The 18,928-nt window shown below is 65.5% G+C and carries 17 protein-coding genes; 9 read left to right on the top strand and 8 right to left on the bottom strand.

Going from position 1 to position 18,928, the window contains the following annotated elements; translation table 11 throughout:
• Positions 1 to 94: 94 nt before the first annotated feature.
• The 5 genes from G4Z14_RS03525 to G4Z14_RS03505 all read left to right on the top strand — a co-directional run bounded on the left by G4Z14_RS03525 (position 95) and on the right by G4Z14_RS03505 (position 4,227).
• Positions 95 to 1,300, top strand: a complete 1,206-nt coding sequence (locus G4Z14_RS03525) for a pyridoxal-phosphate-dependent aminotransferase family protein (RefSeq protein WP_164623353.1) — start codon at positions 95 to 97, stop codon at positions 1,298 to 1,300.
• Positions 1,297 to 2,199 carry a DMT family transporter gene (locus G4Z14_RS03520; protein ID WP_164623352.1) on the top strand — a complete coding sequence of 301 codons (903 nt, stop codon included), beginning with the start codon at positions 1,297 to 1,299 and terminating at the stop codon, positions 2,197 to 2,199. The genes G4Z14_RS03525 and G4Z14_RS03520 overlap by 4 nt, the downstream gene beginning before the upstream one ends.
• Before the next feature lie 155 nt (positions 2,200 to 2,354).
• The gene (locus G4Z14_RS03515) at positions 2,355 to 3,116 is read left to right on the top strand and encodes a gamma-glutamyl-gamma-aminobutyrate hydrolase family protein (RefSeq protein ID WP_164623351.1); all 762 of its coding nucleotides are present in this window, start codon (positions 2,355 to 2,357) and stop codon (positions 3,114 to 3,116) included.
• A 35-nt stretch (positions 3,117 to 3,151) separates the two neighbouring features.
• Complete coding sequence (locus G4Z14_RS03510) at positions 3,152 to 3,379, top strand: N-(5'-phosphoribosyl)anthranilate isomerase (protein WP_164623350.1); 228 nt, start codon at positions 3,152 to 3,154, stop codon at positions 3,377 to 3,379.
• Between the two features lie 161 nt (positions 3,380 to 3,540).
• The gene (locus G4Z14_RS03505; protein WP_164623349.1) at positions 3,541 to 4,227 is read left to right on the top strand and encodes a D-lyxose/D-mannose family sugar isomerase; all 687 of its coding nucleotides are present in this window, start codon (positions 3,541 to 3,543) and stop codon (positions 4,225 to 4,227) included.
• Between the two features lie 88 nt (positions 4,228 to 4,315).
• Here G4Z14_RS03505 and G4Z14_RS03500 read toward each other — a convergent pair whose 3' ends face one another.
• The 3 genes from G4Z14_RS03500 to kynU form a co-directional block, all read right to left on the bottom strand.
• A complete protein-coding gene (locus G4Z14_RS03500) occupies positions 4,316 to 5,314 on the bottom strand; it encodes a L,D-transpeptidase (RefSeq protein WP_227751485.1) in 999 nt (332 codons plus the stop codon).
• Between the two features lie 131 nt (positions 5,315 to 5,445).
• Positions 5,446 to 6,279, bottom strand: a complete 834-nt coding sequence (gene kynA / locus G4Z14_RS03495; protein WP_164623348.1) for a tryptophan 2,3-dioxygenase — start codon at positions 6,277 to 6,279, stop codon at positions 5,446 to 5,448.
• 225 nt (positions 6,280 to 6,504) lie between these two features.
• Positions 6,505 to 7,698 carry a kynureninase gene (kynU, locus tag G4Z14_RS03490; protein ID WP_164623347.1) on the bottom strand — a complete coding sequence of 398 codons (1,194 nt, stop codon included), beginning with the start codon at positions 7,696 to 7,698 and terminating at the stop codon, positions 6,505 to 6,507.
• 203 nt (positions 7,699 to 7,901) lie between these two features.
• Here kynU and G4Z14_RS03485 point away from each other — a divergent pair, with 203 nt between their 5' ends.
• The 4 genes from G4Z14_RS03485 to G4Z14_RS03470 all read left to right on the top strand — a co-directional run bounded on the left by G4Z14_RS03485 (position 7,902) and on the right by G4Z14_RS03470 (position 12,899).
• Positions 7,902 to 8,360 carry a methyltransferase family protein gene (locus tag G4Z14_RS03485; protein WP_321572995.1) on the top strand — a complete coding sequence of 153 codons (459 nt, stop codon included), beginning with the start codon at positions 7,902 to 7,904 and terminating at the stop codon, positions 8,358 to 8,360.
• Positions 8,361 to 8,418: 58 nt separating this feature from the next.
• Positions 8,419 to 9,993 (top strand): Re/Si-specific NAD(P)(+) transhydrogenase subunit alpha, encoded by a 1,575-nt coding sequence (locus G4Z14_RS03480; protein WP_164623345.1) that lies wholly within the window; start codon positions 8,419 to 8,421, stop codon positions 9,991 to 9,993.
• A 12-nt stretch (positions 9,994 to 10,005) separates the two neighbouring features.
• Complete coding sequence (locus tag G4Z14_RS03475; RefSeq protein ID WP_164623344.1) at positions 10,006 to 11,451, top strand: NAD(P)(+) transhydrogenase (Re/Si-specific) subunit beta; 1,446 nt, start codon at positions 10,006 to 10,008, stop codon at positions 11,449 to 11,451.
• Positions 11,452 to 11,615: 164 nt separating this feature from the next.
• Positions 11,616 to 12,899: a DUF3422 family protein gene (locus G4Z14_RS03470; protein WP_164623343.1), complete on the top strand. Its 1,284-nt coding sequence runs from the start codon at positions 11,616 to 11,618 to the stop codon at positions 12,897 to 12,899.
• 69 nt (positions 12,900 to 12,968) lie between these two features.
• Here G4Z14_RS03470 and G4Z14_RS03465 read toward each other — a convergent pair whose 3' ends face one another.
• The 5 genes from G4Z14_RS03465 to G4Z14_RS03445 form a co-directional block, all read right to left on the bottom strand.
• The gene (locus G4Z14_RS03465; RefSeq protein WP_164623342.1) at positions 12,969 to 13,877 is read right to left on the bottom strand and encodes an ABC transporter permease; all 909 of its coding nucleotides are present in this window, start codon (positions 13,875 to 13,877) and stop codon (positions 12,969 to 12,971) included.
• Positions 13,870 to 14,877 (bottom strand): ABC transporter permease, encoded by a 1,008-nt coding sequence (locus tag G4Z14_RS03460; protein WP_164623341.1) that lies wholly within the window; start codon positions 14,875 to 14,877, stop codon positions 13,870 to 13,872. The genes G4Z14_RS03465 and G4Z14_RS03460 overlap by 8 nt, the downstream gene beginning before the upstream one ends.
• 81 nt (positions 14,878 to 14,958) lie before the next feature.
• Entirely contained in the window at positions 14,959 to 16,662 is a 1,704-nt protein-coding gene (locus G4Z14_RS03455; protein WP_164623340.1) for a peptide ABC transporter substrate-binding protein, read from the bottom strand.
• Positions 16,659 to 17,705, bottom strand: a complete 1,047-nt coding sequence (locus G4Z14_RS03450) for an ABC transporter ATP-binding protein (protein WP_321572994.1) — start codon at positions 17,703 to 17,705, stop codon at positions 16,659 to 16,661. The genes G4Z14_RS03455 and G4Z14_RS03450 overlap by 4 nt, the downstream gene beginning before the upstream one ends.
• Positions 17,698 to 18,720 carry an ABC transporter ATP-binding protein gene (locus G4Z14_RS03445; protein ID WP_164623339.1) on the bottom strand — a complete coding sequence of 341 codons (1,023 nt, stop codon included), beginning with the start codon at positions 18,718 to 18,720 and terminating at the stop codon, positions 17,698 to 17,700. The genes G4Z14_RS03450 and G4Z14_RS03445 overlap by 8 nt, the downstream gene beginning before the upstream one ends.
• Positions 18,721 to 18,928: the final 208 nt, after the last annotated feature.

The raw sequence follows: 18,928 nt of genomic DNA, 5'->3' as shown, positions 1-18,928 counted from the left end.
GAAGCCGGGAGGCGGTCGGACCAGTTCCCGCGCGTCGGTTGACGGGGCAAGGGGGTGGGGTTAGCCCTTGGGCATCCAGCCGAAAGGACGCCCGATGACGCTTGCCCATGGCCGCCCCTACCTTGCCATTCCGGGGCCGTCGGTCGTGCCGGACCGCATCCAGAACGCCATGCACCGCACCGCGCCGAACATCTATGACGGCGAGCTGATCGGGCTGGTCGGCTCGCTCTGGCCCGACCTGCGCGCGCTGGCGGGTACGGCCGGCAATGTCGCCTGCTACATCGGCAACGGCCATGCGCTTTGGGAGGCGGTGGACACCAACCTGTTTTCCCGCGGCGACAAGGTGTTGCTCTTGGCCTCGGGGCTGTTCGGACTTGGCTGGGCCAATGTGCTGACAGCGCAGGGGGTTGCCGTCGAGGTGATGGATTTCGGCCGCCATGCGACGCCCGATCTTGTGCGGGTCGAGGCAAGGCTTGCCGCCGATGACGGGCAGATCAAGGCGGTGCTGACCACCCATGTCGACACTGCAAGCTCGGCCCGCACCGATATCGCCGGCCTGCGCGCCGCCATGGATCGGGCGCGGCATCCGGCGCTTCTGGGGGTGGATTGCATCGCCTCGATGGGCTGCGACGAATTCCGCATGGACGACTGGGGCGTCGATATCGCCTTTGCCGCCAGCCAGAAGGGCCTGATGCTGCCGCCCGGCATGGGTTTTGTCTGGTTTTCCGAAAAGGCCCGGGCGGTCGGCGCCACGGCGGGCCTGCGCACGCCCTACTGGGACTGGACGCCGCGGGCCGACGGGCCGGAGTTCTGGCAATACTGGCACGGCACTGCGCCGACGCATCACCTTTACGGCCTGCGCGAGGCGCTGAGCATGATCCTGCGCGACGAAGGGCTGCCGAATGTCTGGGCGCGGCACGAGGCGCTGGCCAGGACGGTCTGGGCGGCGTTTGACGCCTGGGGGCAGGGCCATCCGCGCATCGGGCTGAACATGGCCGAACCGCCCGCCCGCGCCCGGGCCGTCACGGCGGCGCGCTTCGGGGCGCCGGATGCGGCGCGGTTGCGGCACTGGTGCGAGACGCAGGCAGGCGTGACGCTGGGCATCGGTCTGGGCATGGCGACCGAGGACGACCCGCAGGGCAGCGGCTTCTTGCGCGTCGCCCATATGGGCCATGTCAACGCCCATATGACGCTGGGGGTGCTGGCGGTGATGCAGGCGGGGCTGCAGGCGCTTGCCATTCCGCATGGGGCAGGGGCGCTGGAGGCGGCGACGGCGGTGGTGGCGGCGGTGCGGGCATGAACACGCAGGTCAAACACCCGATCTTCGGCGTCGCCCTGATGCTTGGCGCCATGGCGGTACTGCCCGGCATCGACGTGATCGCCAAGATCCTTGGCGCCGAGGGGCTGCCCGTGTTGCAGATCGTCTGGGCGCGGCTGGCGCTTGGCGCGGTGCTGACGCTGCCCTTCGCGCTGCGCATTGCCGGGCCGCGGGGCCTTTGGCCGGCGCGGCCGGTCTATCACCTGATCCGCGCCGCTTTCCTGGTTTCCGCCACCTTCTGCTTCTTCCTGTCGCTGCGCTGGTTGCCGATTGCCGACGCCCTGGCGATCTTCTTCGTCCAGCCGCTGATTGTCACCCTGCTGTCGGCCCTGATCCTGCGCGAACATGTCGGCCCGCGCCGGCTGATCGCGGTGGCGGTGGGCTTCATCGGCACGCTCATCATCATCCGCCCCGGCCTGACCGAAGTGAACCCCGGCTCCTGGCTGGCGCTTGGCGCGGGGGGATTTCTGGCCTGCTATTTCGTGATGACGCGGGCAATCTCGGGGCAGGCGCATGCCATGGTCACGACGTTCCAGACCTCGCTCCTGGGCGGGCTGATCCTGTCGGTCGTGATCTGGACAGTCTGGGTGCCGCCGACGCCGGCGCAATGGGCGCTGTTCGTGGCGCTGGCCTTCATCGCCACCTTCGGCCATCTGATGATCGTGCGGGCCTATGACCATGCCGAAGCCTCGCTTCTGGCGCCGCTGGCCTATACCGAGATGGTGACGTCGGTCATCCTCGGTTGGGCCTTCTTCCGGGATTTCCCGGACTTCTGGACCTTTGTCGGGGTGGGGATCCTGATTGCCTGCGCGCTTTACATCTCGATGCGCGAGCGCGCCCTTGGCCGCCCGCCGGCACCGGACGGGGTAGAGCAGCCCTGAGGGCCGTTTTCCCGCTTGCCGCCGCATCGGGCAATCCGCTCCGATCGCAACTCCCCCTCGGTGAAGCGCTTTTGCGCACAGCTCCCCTGCGCTTCGGGGGCTTCACCTTGGGCGCGGCACTGCCTATTGTGACATCAGGCGTGAAGGAACCTCCCATGGCAAAAGGCAAACGGCCGACTGTCGGCATCATCGCCAATTCGCATCAGATGAATGACCGCTACCCGGTGCATGCCTCCGGGCATATCAACTCGACCGCCGTAGCCGAGGTGGCCGACTGCCTGCCGATCATCCTGCCCTCGGACCCGCGACTGGTGCAGGTCGACGAGCTGCTGGAGCTGTGCGACGGCTTCCTCTTGACCGGCGGGCGGCCGAATGTGCATCCGTCGGAATATGGCGAGGCGGAGACCCCGGCGCATGGCGAGTTCGACCGCTGCCGCGATGCGATCACGCTGCCGCTGATCCGGGCTTGCGTGGAACGCGGCCAGCCCTTCCTCGGCATCTGCCGGGGCTTTCAGGAGCTGAACGTGGCGATGGGGGGCAGCCTGCATCCCGAAATCCGCGAGCTGCCGGGGCGGATGAACCACCGTATGCCGCCCGAAGGCACGCTGGAAGAAGCCTTTGCCCTGCGCCATCCGGTGCGCTTCACCAAGGGCGGGGTGTTCCATCGGCTGATGGGGGCCGAAGAGGTGATGACCAACACCCTGCACGGTCAGGGCATTGCCCGTCCCGGCCACCGTATCGTGATCGAGGGCCGCGCCCCCGACGACACGCCCGAGGCGATCTATGTGCAGGATGCGCCGGGCTTTACGCTTGCGGTGCAATGGCATCCGGAATGGAACGCGGCGAATGACCCGGTGTCGCGACCGCTGTTTGCCGCCTTCGGACAGGCGGTCAGGATCTGGGCCGGCCGGTCTTAACCGGCTGTTTACCCAAGTCGGGGCAGGATCGGCGCATGTCCGCGATTCAGCCCCAGACCCCGCAGCAGTTCTACGCCGAATTCTTTGCCTCGCGCGCGGCACGGAACGGCGAGGTGATCCGTCGCAAGGCGTCGGATGTCGACCGTTTCGTCGGCACCGAGGCCTTTCTGGCCGAGATGAAACGCCGGGGCTTCCGGGTCTACCGCAACGCCGGTCAGTTCGTGGTCTTTTGCAACCGCGAACCCGTGCAGCGGCTGGTCTAGGCGATTTTCCCCGAAAATCGCAAATGGAATGCACACGAATTCCACCCGGCCGGGCCGGCCCGGGATTTCCGTCCGGAAATCCGGTGCGAAAATCGGGCGATTTTCGCCGCTTGTTGGCGCGGGCGGGCGGGGTATGATCGGCCGGACAGAAGGGGGGGCCGATGAAACGCTCACGCATCAACCAGATCATGCAGGCTGCCGATGACATGATCCGCCGCCATGGTTTCGCCCTGCCGCCGTTTGCCTATTGGACGCCGGAGGCGTTCCGCGCCAACAAGGCGCGTGCGGCGCGGGTGATTTCGGGGCGCTGCGGCTGGGACATCACCGATTACGGGCAGGGCCAGTTTGACGAGCTTGGCCTTTTTCTCTTCACGCTCCGCAACGGGCTGCTGTCCGACCTGCAGCGCGGCGGCGGCATGTGCTATGCCGAGAAGCTGTTGATTTCACGGCAGGATCAGCTGTCGCCGATGCACACCCATGTCCTCAAGGCCGAGGACATCATCAACCGCGGCGGCGCGACGCTGGTGGTCGAGCTTTACGGCTCGGACGACCGGGGCGGCTTTGCCGCCGACCGCGGTGGCCTCGTGCGCTGCGACGGCATCGACCGGGCCTTTGCCCCCGGTGAAAAGCTGCGACTGGCGCCCGGCGAAAGCGTCACTCTGATGCCGGGCGACTGGCATGCCTTCTGGGGCGAAGGGGGCGATGTGCTGATCGGCGAGGTTTCGACGGTCAATGACGACGAGACCGACAACATCTTTCGCGACCCGATCGGCCGCTTTGCCGAGATCGACGAGGACGAGGCCCCGCTGCACCTCCTGGTCAGCGATTACCGGCGCTGGCTGGGCTGAACGGGCCGCCGCCGTCCGGCGCGCGCGCGGCTTGGGCAACTGACACCAGGCGGCCCGGCGGGGCCGCCTGGTGTCCTGCACCGGTGTCTCAGTTCGACGGACAGACGCCGTTCACCAGCGCCACCAAACAGGCGGCGGCCGGTTGGGCAGCCGCAGCGGGCGTCGCCGTCGGGGCGGGGGCCGGCGTTGCAGCCGCCGGGGCCGCAGCCGCAGCCGGGGCCGGGGCAGCCGGGGCAACCGCCGGCATGACGGTGGCGGCCGGGGCCGGGACGACCGCGGGCGCGCCATTGGTGATGATCGGGGCCGGCATCACGGCCGGCTTCGGCACTACGATCGCCGGTTCCGCCGGCTTCGCCTTCTTCGGCTGCGGCGGCGGCAGCGTCAGGCCCTTCGGCATCGAGCCATCGGCATTCAGCACGATGACCTTGGTATTGTTGGGCACGCGCTCATAGAGGTCCATCACGTCCTGGTTGATCATCCGGATGCAGCCTGACGAGGCGCTGCGCCCGATCGAGTTCCATTCCGGCGTGCCGTGGATGCGATAGCCGTAGTCGACGCCATTGGTGGTCAGATAAAGCGCGCGGGCACCAAGCGGGTTGTCCAGGCCGCCGGGCTGGCCCTTCTCCCATTTGGCCAGTTCCGGCTTGCGCTCGATCATCTCCTTCGGCGGCGTCCAGGACGGCCAGGTCTTGCGATCGGTGATCAGCGCCTCGCCCGACCACTGGAACCCGGCCCGACCGACGGCGATGCCATAGCGCACGGCCTTGTTCTTGCCGGTGACGAGATAGAGATGCTTGGCGCCGGGGTTGATGATGATGGTGCCGACCGGCTGGTCGGTCTCATAGACCACAGTCTGGCGCTGGAACTGCTGCGGCACCTTTTCCACCGGAACGGCCGGAACATTGAACTGCGGATCGGCCTTTGCGGCATAGACGCCTTCAAGCAGCTTCGCCTCGCGCGGCAGATCCTTGGTCTTGACCGAGGACGAGGCGACCGTGGTGCCCATCAGGGCCGGATCGGTCACGCAGGCTGCCAGCGAAAGCGACAGGGCCGTCATGGCCAACAGGCGAAGGACAAAATGGGGCATCGAGGTTTCCAAGCGATTCCGGGCCGTGAAAGGCCGATCTGTTCCAGTTACGCTTAGCCGAGGGGTTTTGTCTCGTCAAAGCCCCCCGACCTCCCGCAATGGGGAATGTGGCCCGGAATACGCCGAAAGCCCTAGAGCGTGGTGCGCAGGTGCCACAGTTCGGGGAAAAGCTCGACCTCCAGCATGCGGCGCAGGTAATTCACCCCCGAGGTGCCGCCGGTGCCGCGCTTGAAGCCGATCACGCGCTCGACCGTGGTGACGTGGTTGAAGCGCCAGCGGCGGAAGTAATCCTCGAAATCCACCAGCTTTTCGGCCAGTTCATAGGCCTCCCAATATTTCAGCGGCTCGCGGTAGACCATTTCCCAGACCGCCTGCACGCCCTCATGGGCGACCCAGGGCTGGCGCAGGTCGCGCGTCAGCACCTCCTGCGGCACCGGCAGGCCGGCGCGGGCGAGATGGCGCAGCGCCTCGTCGTAAAGCGAGGGGCGGGCAAGCTCGGCCTCGAGCTTGGCCGTCAGGTCGGCGCGGTGGGCATGGGGTTTCAGCATGGCAAGGTTGCGGTTGCCGACGGCATATTCGATCAGCCGGTATTGCCAGGACTGGAAGCCCGACGATTGCCCGAGCCCCTCGCGGAAGGTGGTGTAATCGGCCGGCGTCATGGTGCGCAGCACGTCCCAGGCGTTGTTCAATTGCTCGAAGATGCGGGAGATTCGCGCCAGCATCTTGAAGGCCTCGCGCGCCCGGTCTTCGGCCACGGCGCGGCGGGCGGCATCCAGCTCGTGCAGCGCCAGCATCATCCACAGCTCCGAGGTCTGGTGCTGGATGATGAACAGCATCTCGTCATGCGCGCCGGTCAGCAGGCGCTGCGACGAAAGGATGCGGTCGATCTGCAGATAGTCGCCATAGGACATGCGGCCGTCGAAGGACATCTGCGCGCCATCCTTGGCGGGGTCATAGGTAGTCATGGTCGTCTCCGTAGGGTGAAAGGGAAAGGGCACGCGTCAGACGCAGGCCTTCCGGTTCAGCACCGAGAGATTGCCCAGGGTGCGCCACAGGCAGGTCCAGCCCGAGGGACGGCACAGGGGGGCGCTTGCGGCTTTCACATTGGTCAAAATATCCCCGCCGGAGGCTCCGACCGAGAGGCCGGGAGCCTCCGGCGGGGATATTTGAGCCAGTATGAAAGCCATGGGTCAGGTGACCTTCTTGCGGGTCTTGAACTCCGGGATATCCCAGAGCGAGTTTGCCATGATCTCGGCCAGGATGTCGACGGCCTTGGTCACGTCAGCGTCCGAGGTGTAGAGCGGGGTGAAGCCGAAGCGGATGATGTCGGGAGCGCGGAAGTCGCCGATCACGCCTTTCGAGATCAGCGCCTGCATGATCGCATAGCCTTCGGGGTGGCGGAACGACACCTGGCTGCCGCGCAGGGCGTGATCGCGCGGGGTGGCAAGGGTGAGGCTGGGGCAGGTCGCCTCGACGCCCGTGATGAAGAGGTCGGTCAGCTGGAGCGACCGGGTGCGCAGCGCCGCCATGTCCACCTGATCCCAGATGTCGAGCGAGGCCTCAAGGGCGGCCAGTTGCAGGATCGGCGGGGTGCCGACGCGCATGCGTTCGGCGCCGCGCGCCGGGCGGTAGTCGAGGTCGAAGGCGAAGGGGGCGTCATGGCCCTGCCAGCCCGACAGCGCCGGGCGGGCGCGCTCCTGATGGCGGGGGGCGACATAGATGAAGGCCGGACCGCCGGGGCCGGAGTTCAGGTATTTGTAGCTGCAGCCACAGGCGAAATCGGCGCCCGCCTTGGCCAGTTCCACCGGCAGGGCGCCGGCGGAATGCGCCAGATCCCAGATCGTCAGCGCGCCTTTCGCATGGGCGCGGGCGGTGATTGCCGCCATGTCGTGCTTGCGCCCGGTGCGGTAGTCGACTTCGGTGATCATCGTCACCGCCACGGTATCGTCGATGGCGTCCAGCACTTCTTCGGGGGCCACCACGCGCAGCTCATAGCCCTCGCCCAGCGTCTTGCACAGGCCCTGCGCCATGTAGAGGTCGGAGGGGAAGTTGCCGCTGTCCGACAGCACGACCTTGCGCGGCCTGTTCATCTCCAGCGCCGACGCGAGCGCCTGATAGACCTTGATCGACAGCGTGTCGCCCATCGCCACGCTGTCCTTTTCGGCGCCGATCAGCCGGGCGATGCGGTTGCCGACATTCATCGGCTTGTCCATCCAGCCCGCCTTGTTCCAGCCGGTGATGAGCATGTCGCCCCATTCGTCCCTGACGGTGCGCGCCACCCGCTCCACCGCCGCTTTCGGCAGCGGACCAAGCGAATTGCCGTCCAGATAGACCATGCCTTCGGGCAGGTGGAACAGGGCGCGGGTCTGGGCGAAATCGGTCATCTTGGGCTCCGTCTGTGGCGCAAAGGGTGGCAGGCTTCCAAGTCTGGAGCAATAGGACAGTCGGATTAAATTTCAAGTTTAAAATTTGTGTTCCGTCGCATACGATCAGAGTTGTGTCGGATTCGGTTGCAAGCGGGCCAAAAGCGGTTGCAAGTGCCGGGGCCTTCGGCATTATGCATCCGCAGAATGAGGGGAGGGCAGAGGTGCAGGCACTTCTGACGAAATGGCTCGACTGGCCGCCGGTCTGGACTTTGGCCGGCCTAGCGGCGATCTGGCTCTTGGCGCTTATCCCCTTGCCTTTGGGCTTCGGGGCGGTCGGCCCCGGTCTGGCGCTGGCCTCGCTGGCGCTGGGGCTCTGGCTGATGGTCAAGGCCTTCCTGCGGATGCGCAGCCTGTCGACCACGGTCAACCCGCGCGGCCTGCCGCAGGTGCTGGTGACCGACAGCGTTTTCGCGATCTCGCGCAACCCGATCTATCTGGGCGACGCGCTGGTGCTGCTGGCGGCGACGTTCTGGGGCAACACGGTGCTTGGCCTTTTTGTGGTGGCGGGGTTTGTCTGGGTGGTGACCGATCGGTTCATCACCGCGGAGGAGGACCGGCTGGCCGACATCTTCGGCGATCAGGCGGCGGAATGGTTTGTGCGCGTCAGACGCTGGCTCTGACGCAGGATCGAAAACAGGAGCGGGGGCGGAAAACGCGCCCGGAAAAGGGGGAAAGTCTGTGAAAATCGGGGCTTTGAAGGAAATCTTCGAAGGCGAGAACCGGGTGGCGATGACCCCCGACTCGGCGCTTCAACTGCAAAAGCTGGGGCATGTCTGCTGCATCGAGGCGGGGGCTGGCCTGAAGGCCGGGTTCTCGGATGCCACCTATGAGGCCGCCGGGGTGGAGGTGCTGAAAACCGCCGCCGCCGTGGTCAAGGCCGCCGATGTGCTGGTCAAGGTGCGCGGACCCGAGGTGAAGGAGGCCAAGGCGCTGCGCGAGGGCCAGACGCTGATTTCCTTCTTCTGGCCGGCGCAGAATGCCGAGCTCCTGGAGATCGTCAAGGAGCGCGGCGCGACTGCGGTGGCGATGGACATGGTGCCGCGGATTTCCCGCGCGCAGAAGATGGACGCGCTTTCCTCGATGGCCAATATCGCCGGCTACCGCGCGGTGATCGAGGCCGGCAACAACTTTGGCCGCTTCTTCACCGGTCAGGTGACGGCGGCGGGCAAGGTGCCCCCTGCCAAGGTACTGATCGTCGGCGCCGGGGTGGCAGGGCTTGCGGCCATCGGCACCTCGACTTCGCTGGGCGCCATCACGCTGGCCTTTGACGTGCGCCCCGAAGTGGCCGAGCAGATCGAATCGATGGGGGCGGAGTTCGTCTATCTCGACTTCTCCGAAGCCCAGACCGATGGCGCGGCGACGGGGGGCTATGCGGCCCCGTCCTCGCCGGAATTCCGCGAAGCGCAGCTGAAGAAGTTCCGCGAGCTGGCACCCTCGGTCGATATCGTCATCACCACCGCGCTGATCCCCGGCCGCCCGGCGCCGAAGCTCTGGACCGAGGACATGGTCCGGATGATGAAGCCGGGTTCGGTCATTGTCGACCTTGCCGCCGAGCGGGGCGGCAACTGCGACCTGACGATCCCGGATGAAAAGCGCATCACCGAAAACGGTGTGACCATCGTCGGCTATACCGACTTCCCGAGCCGGATGGCGGCGCAGGCCTCGACGCTCTATTCCACCAACATCCGCCACATGCTGACCGACCTCACGCCGAAGAAGGACGGCGTGATCGTGCACAACATGGAAGATGACGTGATCCGCGGCGCGACCGTGGCGCATCAGGGGGCGATCACCTTCCCGCCGCCGCCGCCGAAGATCGCGGCGATTGCGGCGCAAAAGCCGAAGGAGAAGGTGAAGGAGCCGACGCCCGAGGAGCGCCGGGCGGCCGAGACCGCCGCCTTCAAGGCCGAGACCCGCAATCAGGTGACCATGCTGGCTGTCGGGGGGGCGCTGATCCTCCTGGCGGGCCTGTTCGCGCCGGCGAGCTTCATGTCGCATTTCATCGTCTTCGTTCTGGCCTGTTTCGTCGGCTTCCAGGTGATCTGGAACGTCAGCCACAGCCTGCACACGCCGCTCATGGCGGTGACGAACGCGATTTCCTCGATCATCATCTTGGGCGCGCTGATGCAGATCGGCTCGGGCAACTGGCTGGTGGTCATCCTTGGGGCGCTGTCGGTCTTCATGGCGGGGATCAACATTTTCGGGGGATTCATGGTCACCCGGCGCATGCTTGCCATGTTCCAGAAGTCGTAAGGAGGGCCGGAGATGGAATACGGATTTACCACGGCGGCCTATGTCGTTGCAGCGGTGCTGTTCATCCTGTCCTTGGGCGGGCTTTCGGGACAGGAGAGCGCCAAGCGCGCGGTCTGGTATGGCATTGCCGGCATGGCGCTGGCCATTCTGGCCACGCTTTACGGCCCCGGCGCGGGCAACTGGCTGATTTCGCTGGCGATGATCGCCGCCGGTGGCGCGATTGGCTGGGTTGTGGCCAAGCGCGTGCAGATGACCGAGATGCCGCAACTGGTGGCCGCGATGCACTCGCTGGTTGGTCTGGCGGCGGTGTTCATCGGTTACAACACCGAGATTGAAATGGCCGGGATTGCGGCCTTGCAGGCGGCGGGCGACGCCGACGCGCTGGAGGCCCTGTCGGGCTTTGCCCACAAGATCGCGGCGAAATCCGCCAGCGAGATCGCCGTGCTGAAGGTGGAAACCTTCCTTGGCGTCTTCATCGGGGCCGTGACCTTCACCGGCTCGGTGATCGCCTATGGCAAGCTTGCCGGCAAGGTCGACGGCAAGGCGAAGAAGCTGCCGGGCGGCCATGTGCTGAACGCCTCTGCGGCGCTGATCTCGCTGGTTCTGCTGGTGATGTATTTCAACGGCGCCGGCACCTGGGCGCTGGTGGTGATGACGCTGGCGGCCTTCTTCATCGGCTATCACCTCATCATGGGGATTGGCGGGGCGGACATGCCGGTCGTGGTTTCCATGCTGAACAGCTATTCGGGCTGGGCGGCGGCGGCGATCGGCTTTTCGCTGTCGAATGACCTTCTGATCGTGGTCGGCGCGCTGGTGGGTTCTTCGGGTGCGATCCTGAGCTACATCATGTGCAAGGCGATGAACCGCTCGTTCATCTCGGTGATCCTCGGCGGCTTTGGTGGCACCACCGGCCCGGCGATGGAAGTCACCGGCGAGCAGATTGCCATCGATACCGAAGGCGTGGCGGCGGCGCTGAACGATGCGGAATCGATCATCATCATTCCGGGTTACGGCATGGCGGTGGCACAGGCGCAGCAAAGCGTGTCCGAACTGACCCGCAAGCTGCGGGCCAAGGGCAAGGAAGTGCGCTTTGCCATCCACCCGGTCGCGGGCCGACTGCCGGGGCACATGAACGTGCTTCTGGCCGAGGCCAAGGTGCCCTATGACATCGTGATGGAGATGGACGAGATCAACGAGGACTTCCCCTCGACCGATGTGGCCATCGTCATCGGCTCGAATGACATCGTGAACCCGGCGGCGCAGGAAGACCCCAACAGCCCCATCGCCGGCATGCCGGTTCTGGAATGCTGGAAGGCGAAACAGGTGTTCGTGTCGAAGCGCGGGCAGGGCACCGGCTATTCCGGGATCGAGAACCCGTTGTTCTACAAGGACAACACAAGGATGTTCTATGGCGACGCCAAGAAATCGCTCGATGCGCTCCTGCCGATGATCGATTAAGTTTGGTGGGTTGAAAACCCACCCTACAGGTCAGGCAAGGCCCCGGATTGGCTCCGGGGCCTTTTGCATTTCGGCAACAGGCGGGGGGAATACCCCGGTATGCGGCAGTTTCGCTGGAAATCGCGGCCGGGGCAGGGGCAAATCGCCGCAAACGCCGAAGGCCCGTGCCCATGATCCCCGACCATCCCCTGCGTTACGCCACAGTGAACGAGCTGCACGCCCGGCCTTTCCCGCTGCTGCAGGCGCCCTGCATGGCGGCCTATGTGGCGATCAAGGAGCCGGTCGAGGCTGCGAACCGTGACCGGGGGGCGGATCGGGCGCATCTGCTGGCGCTCCTGGACCGCCACGGCGCGGCGCATCCGCAGCCCGAGGCCACGCATTTCGCCGGTGAGATCGGGCGGTCGAGCCTGAAATGGGAAAGCCATACCGAGTTCGTCACCTATTCGGCTTTCACTCCCGGCCTCTCGGCCCGGCCCTTCGACCCGATGGAGGCCGATGTCTTTCCGGCCGACTGGCTGGAACAGGCGCCGGGCAAGCGGCTGACCTCGGTCTTGATCCGGGTGGAGCATCTGCCCGAGGACGAAGCGGTGATGCTGGCGCAGCTGGATGACTGGTTCGTCGCCGAAAGCCTTGCCGTCGCCCGGGTGGTGGACGGCGCGGCGGTGGTGGCGGGCGATTTCCGGATTGATCCGGCCGGGCACATGCGCTTTGCGGTCTTTGTCCGCCCCGACACAGGCGCGCGCCGGGTGGGTCGCATCGTGCAGCGGCTGTGCGAGATCGAGACCTATCGGGCGATGTCGATGCTGGGGCTGATGCGCTCGCGGCAGTTGACGGGGCAGCTCAACGCGCTGGACCCCAGGCTTGCGGGGTTGGTTGGCGCCATGGACGCCAGCGAGCCCTCGCCGGAAACCGCGCTGCACAACCTTCTGGCCATTTCGGCCGAGCTGGAAAGCCTTGCCGTCAAGTTCTCGTTCCGCTTCGGGGCGACGGCGGCCTATGAGGCGATCCTGAACCAGCGGGTGCAGGTCCTGCGCGAGGAGCGGGTGGCCGGGCGGCAGACCTTCGGCGAGTTCATGATGCGGCGCTATGATCCGGCGATGCGCACGGTGAAATCGGCGGAGAAGCGTCTGGGCGAGATGGCCGACCGGGCGGAACGCGCGGCGGAACTGCTTAGAACGCGGGTGGATGTCGAGCGCTCGGCGCAGAACCAGAAGCTCTTGGAAAGCATGGACCGCAGGGCCGATCTGGCGCTCAGGCTGCAACACACGGTCGAAGGCCTGTCGGTGGTGGCGATCAGCTATTACGCGGTCAGTCTGGCGGGGTATCTGGCCTATCCGCTGGCCAAGGCGGCGGGCTTCAGCAAGGAGATGCTGACGGCGGTGCTGGTGCTGCCGGTCATGGCGGCGGTCTGGCTGATGGTCCGGCGCATTCGCAAGGCGATGCACTGACGCGACGTCTTGCAAAACTCCGCGCGCGGGCGCCTTGGGGCCCCACTCGATTTGATAAATGCGGGTGCCCTACCGCCCGCGCGCCTTGGGGTCCAGCGCGTCGCGCAACCCGTCGCCGATGTAATTCACCGACAGCACCGTCAGCGAGATGGCAAGGCCGGGCCAGATTACCCGCTCGGGGTAAAGCTGCATGTAGGACAGCCCGTCATGCAGCAGCCGGCCCCAGGTCGGGAAGTCGGGCGGGAAGCCGAGGCCGAGGAACGACAGCACGCTTTCGGTGATGATCGCTTCGGCAATGCCCAGCGTGGCGGCCACCATGACGGGCGAGACCACGTTCGGCAGGATGTGGCGCAGGATGATCCGGCGCGGCGGCGCGCCGATCGAGCGGGCGGCGAGCACATACTCGCGCTCTTTCAGCGCCAGCACCTCGCCGCGCACGATGCGGGCGGCGTGCATCCAGCTGGTGGCGCCGATGGCAAAGACGATGAGCAGGAAGGCCCCCATCTCGGGGCCCACCACCTTGGCCAGCCGGTCGCGGAACAGCATCACCATGACCAGCAGGAGCGGGATCAGCGGCAGGGCAAGGAACATGTCGGTCAGCCGCATCAAGGGCCCGTCCAGCCGCTTGAAATAGCCGGCCATCACGCCGATGAAGGTGCCGAAGAAGATTGCGATCAGCATGGCGACAAAGCCCACTGCCAGCGAGACCTGCCCGGCCGACATCATCCGGTCCAGCATGTCGCGGCCAAGCTGGTCGGTGCCAAGCGGAAAGCGCAGGCTGGGCGGCTTGTTCTTGACCTTCAGCGCCTCGGAGACCTTCAGCTCCTCGGCCTGCCACAGATAGGGGCCCAAAAGCACGAAGGCCACCAGAAGCCCCAGCACGCAAAGGCCAAAGACCGCGCCCTTGTGCTGGCGGAACTGGCGCCAGACGGCGGCAAGCTGGCTTTCGGGTTTGTCGAGCGCGGCAGTGTCAGTCATAGCGGATCCTCGGATCGAGAAGGCCGTAAAGCACGTCGGCGATCAGGTTGAAGCTCACGATCAGGATCGCGAAGATGAAGGCCAGCGTCTGCACCATCGGCAGGTCATTGCCGCGGATGGCGCCGATCAGCGCCGCCCCGATGCCGTTCACGCCGAAGAGGTTCTCGGTGATGATGGCGCCGCCGAAGATCGAGGGGATGCCAAGCGCGATGATGGTGACGACCGGAATGAGCGAGTTGCGCAGCACATGTTTCAGCACCACGGTGCGTTCGCTCATGCCCTTGGCGCGGGCGGTGCGGACGTAGTCCTGTTTCATGTTCTCCAGCATCGAAGAGCGCATGTAGCGGCTGATGGCGGCGGCATTGGCCAGACCCAGCACCATGACCGGCATGGCCATCTGCCGCAGTTGCCTGAGGAAGCTTGCCCAGTCCGTCACCTCCAGCGTGGTGTCGTATTTGGTCGGAAACCAGCCCAGCCAGACGCCAAAGACGATGATGAACACCGTGCCGGTGAAGAAGGTCGGTACCGAAAAGCCGATCATGGCGAACATCGTGCCGAACTGGTCGAACAGCGAATATTGCCGGTAGGCCGAATAGATGCCGATCGGCAGGGCGATCATGACGCCGACCAGATAGGCGGTGCCGATCACGGTCAGGGTCTGCGGCAGGCGCTCGGCGATCAGCGGGAACACCGGGCTGCGGGTCTGGTAGCTGATGATGCGCTGCATGCCTTCGGCAAAACCGGTGCCGAACAGCGCATCAATGCCGTTCAGCGGTTCGATCCAGAAGAACTGCTTCAGCCATAGAAGATAGCGCACATGCAGCGGTTCGTTGACGCCAAGCGCCTCAAGGATCTTCTCGCGCACTTCGGGCGGCACGGTCAGCGGGATCTCGGAGGCGGGCGAGCCGGGGGCCAGATCGACCAGCAGGAAGATGACAAGACTGATCAGCAAAAGCGTCGGGATGGCCAGAAGTAGCCGTCTCAGCGTGTAGGTGAGCATCGGATGCGTGCCTTTGGTCAGCAGTCTTTCGGGAAGAAAGGGGACAGGCCGGCAAAGGCCTGCCCCCCGGGGAGTGTCAGATCACTTGACGCGGAACCAGTCCTGGGCGTTCCACAGCTCGGTGTCCCAGGTGTTCAGCACCACGCCGCCCAGCGTGACAGAGGCGGCCGACAGACGACCACGGTCGACCAGCGGCACCACGGTCATGGTGTCGCGGGTCAGCATGCCGTTCATCGTCTTGGCCAGTTCCGAGCGCTTGGCCAGATCGGCGGTCGCCGACATTTCCTTGACCAGGGCGTCATAGGCCGGGTCGCAGAAGCGGTTGATGTTCTCGCCCTGCCACTGGTTTTCCGGGCCGGGGATCTTGTCGCACATGTATTGCGCCAGATAGGGCTCGGGGTCAGTACCGTCGAAGTTGTTGGCATACATTTCGACGTCGGCATAGAACTTCTGGAAGGTGTCGGGCGAGCCGGCATCGCCACCGAAGAACACCGAGGCGTCGATGTTCTTCAGCTCGACCGAAACGCCGATTTCTTCCCACCAGCCCTTGACCAGCGCCTGGAAGTCCTGACGGACCGGGTTCGTGGAGGTCTGATAGAGCAGGTGCAGCTTCTTGCCGTCCTTCTCGCGGATGCCATCGGCGCCCGCGACCCAGCCGGCTTCTTCCAACAGCGCCTTGGCGCCTTCGATGTCCTGCGTCAGGCAGCCGGTGTTGGTCGTATCGGCGAACATCTCCGGCGCCGGCACCAGGTTGCAGGTCGGCCGGCCGGCGGCGCCATAGCCGACATCCACCAGCACCTGACGGTCGATTGCCATCGACAGCGCGGTGCGCACCTTGATGTCCGACAGGATCGGGTGCGGGTGCTTGGTGGTCGACCGCTCGCCTTCGGCAAGGTCAGCCGAGGGGTCGGTCATGTTCATCTCGATGCGCTCGACCAGCGTGCCGAAGCCGTTGAGGAACACGCCCTTGCCGCCGCCAGCCATCGCCGCCTGCAGTTCCGGGTTGATCTGGGTGTTCCAGGCATAGTCGAACTCACCGGTTTCCATCACGGCGCGCGCCGCCGCTTCGGCGTCGCCGCCGCCCTTGACGGTCATCGTGGCAAAGGCGGGCTTGGCCGGATCGCGGTAGTTCGGGTTCGCTTCCAGCGACACGGTGTCATTGGTCTTGAACTCTTTGACCACGAAGGGGCCGGTGCCGATCGGCATGAAGTTCTGGTCGGTGCAGGTCGAGGCCGCCGCGCCAAGGCAGTTGGCGAACTGGGCAGCCTGCAGAAGCGGCGAGGTGCCGCCGACGAAGGCCATGTAGGGGTTGGGCTTCGGCGCGGCGAACTTGACCACGATGGTCAGCTCGTCCGGGGTTTCCACCGCGGTCACGCCTTCATAGCGCGCGGCCTGGGCGCAGCCGCCCTCGGGGTGGGTGCAATATTCCCAGGTGAACTTGGCGTCGGCCGAGGTGACGGGGGTGCCGTCGGACCACAGAAGGCCCGGCTGCAGCTTCCAGGTGATCGAGGTCAGGTCAGCCGCGACACCGCCATTTTCCACAGTCGGGACCGACTCGGCCAGGCGGGCAATCACTTCGCCCTTTTCGTTGAAGCCGGCGAGGCCTTCGAGCACCAGCGAGGACGTTTCCACATCCTTGGTGCCGGACGACAGGTAGGGGTTCAGCGTCGAGGGGGCCTGCCAGTACAGCACGTTGACATGGCCATCGGCGCCGCGCTCGGCAAAGGCCGCGGGCGCGAAAGCGAACGCACAGGCGGCGCCCAGAAGGGCGGTCTTCAGTTTCATGAGCTTGCTCCTTGTTGGTTGTGCTCGGGAACCCCGGATGCGCCGGTTTGGCCGGCGTCTGGTGTGTAAAGATGGCAGGCGACGAAACGGCCGGGCTGGACTTCGGCCAGTTCCGGGCGTTCGACGCGGCAGCGGGCAAAGACCTTGGGGCAGCGGGTGCAGAAGCTGCAGCCCTTGGGCGGGTTGGCGGGCGAGGGCACATCGCCTTTCAGGATGATCCGCTCGCGCCGGGCGCGGTTCGGGTCGGGTTCGTTGACCGCCGACAGAAGCGCTTCGGCATAGGGGTGCAGTGGTTGGGCATAAAGCGCATCGCGCGGGGAAAGTTCGGCGATCCGGCCCAGATACATCACCGCCACCCGGTCGGCGATATGGCGCACCATCGAAAGGTCATGGCTGATGAACAGATAGGTCAGGCCCAGCTTGTCCTGCAAATCCTCCAGCAGGTTCACCACCTGCGCCTGAATGGACACGTCCAGCGCGGCAATGGGTTCGTCGCAGATGATGAATTTCGGGTTCAGCGCCAGCGCGCGGGCAATGCCGATGCGCTGGCGCTGGCCGCCGGAAAACTCGTGCGGGTAGCGGTTGGCGAAGCGGCGGTTCAGGCCGACGGCATCCATCAGCTCAAACACGCGCGCCTGCCGCTCCTCGGCGGTCAGGCTGGTGTGTTCCACCATCGGTTCGGCAATGATGGCCGACAGCGTCATGCGGGGGTTAAGGCTGGCCTGCGGGTCCTGAAACACCATCTGCATGGTGGGGCGCTTGCGGCGCAGCGCCTCGGGGTCAAGGGTGGCGATATCCTCGCCCTCGATCACGACGCGGCCGGCGGTGGGTTCATAAAGCCGCAGGAGTGCCCGGCCGACGGTGGACTTGCCGCAGCCGCTTTCGCCGACCAGGCCCAGCGTCTCGCCCGGCTGGATGGAGAAGGACACCCCGTCCACCGCCTTTACATCGCCGGTGTGGCGGCGAAAGACCCCGGTGTAGATCGGGAAATGCATCTTCAGATCGTCCACGCGCACCAGAGGTTCGGTCATCGTGTCACGCATGGGCGGCCTCGTGCAGGGCGGGCGGCGACCAGTGGCAGGCCACGTCATGGCCGTGGCCAAGCGGGGCTGCGTCCACCGCGCGGCGGGCGGGGTTCTCGCGGCTGCAAATCTCCATCGCGTGCGGGCAGCGGGCGCGGAACGGGCAGGCGGTGGGCGTGGCGTTCAGGATCGGCGGCTGGCCTTCGATCACCTGCAGACGTGCCTCGCGATGGCCGGTGATCGACGGGATCGTCTTGAGCAGCGCGCGGGTATAGGGGTGGCGCGGAAAGGCGAACAGCTCTTTCACCGGACCATGTTCCACAACCTGACCGCCATACATCACCATCACCCGGTCGGCGACAGTGGCGATGACACCAAGGTCATGGGTGATCCAGATGATCGCCATCCCGAGCTTCTGACGCAGCTCCTTCACCAGTTCGAGGATCTGGGCCTGAATGGTGACATCCAGCGCCGTGGTGGGTTCGTCGGCAATCAGCACATCGGGGTTGCAGGCCAGTGCAATGGCGATCATCACCCGCTGTCGCATGCCGCCGGAAAACTGGTGCGGATAGGATTTCAGCCGCTTTGCCGCATCGGGAATGCCGACCAGTTGCAAGAGCTCCACAGCGCGGGCTTCGGCCTGCTGCTTGTCCAGCCCCATATGTTCGCGCAGCGGCTCCATGATCTGCATGCCGACGGTGAAGACCGGGTTCAGGCTGGTCATCGGGTCCTGAAACACGAAACCCACCTTGGCGCCGCGCACCTGCCGCAGCTCTTCGGCGTCGATCTTCAGAAGGTCGCGGTCACCCAGCATCACCTCGCCGCCGCGGATTTCGGCGGGGGGCGAGGGCAAGAGGCCGATCAGGCTCATCATCGTCACCGACTTGCCGGAGCCGCTTTCCCCGACAACGCCCAGCACTTCCCCCCGTTTCAGGTGAAAGCTGACCGAGTTGACGGCATGAATCTCGCCTCCGCGGGTGCGGAAAACGGTCTTCAGCCCCCTGACATCAAGGACGGGCGCGGCCCCATCGGGCATATGTGACTCCCCAGGATCTTGTTTTTATTTTATTTTTATGTTGTTTTTGTCGCCAGGTCGTTTTTGACCGCCCGGTCGATTTGGGCAAGTCTTTCCGATTTTGTCTCACCTAGCAACCCTGAAATTCGGCGACGATATGGCGAAATGGCCGGTCAAATTGTAGTGTACCAGATACAATTTGCCGGTCCTTGACAGCGATCATGGGCAG

The sequence above is a fragment of the Tabrizicola oligotrophica genome (assembly GCF_011008935.1).
GTDB classification, from domain to species: domain Bacteria; phylum Pseudomonadota; class Alphaproteobacteria; order Rhodobacterales; family Rhodobacteraceae; genus Tabrizicola_A; species Tabrizicola_A oligotrophica.
This window is presented reverse-complemented; position numbering and strand designations above follow the sequence as displayed.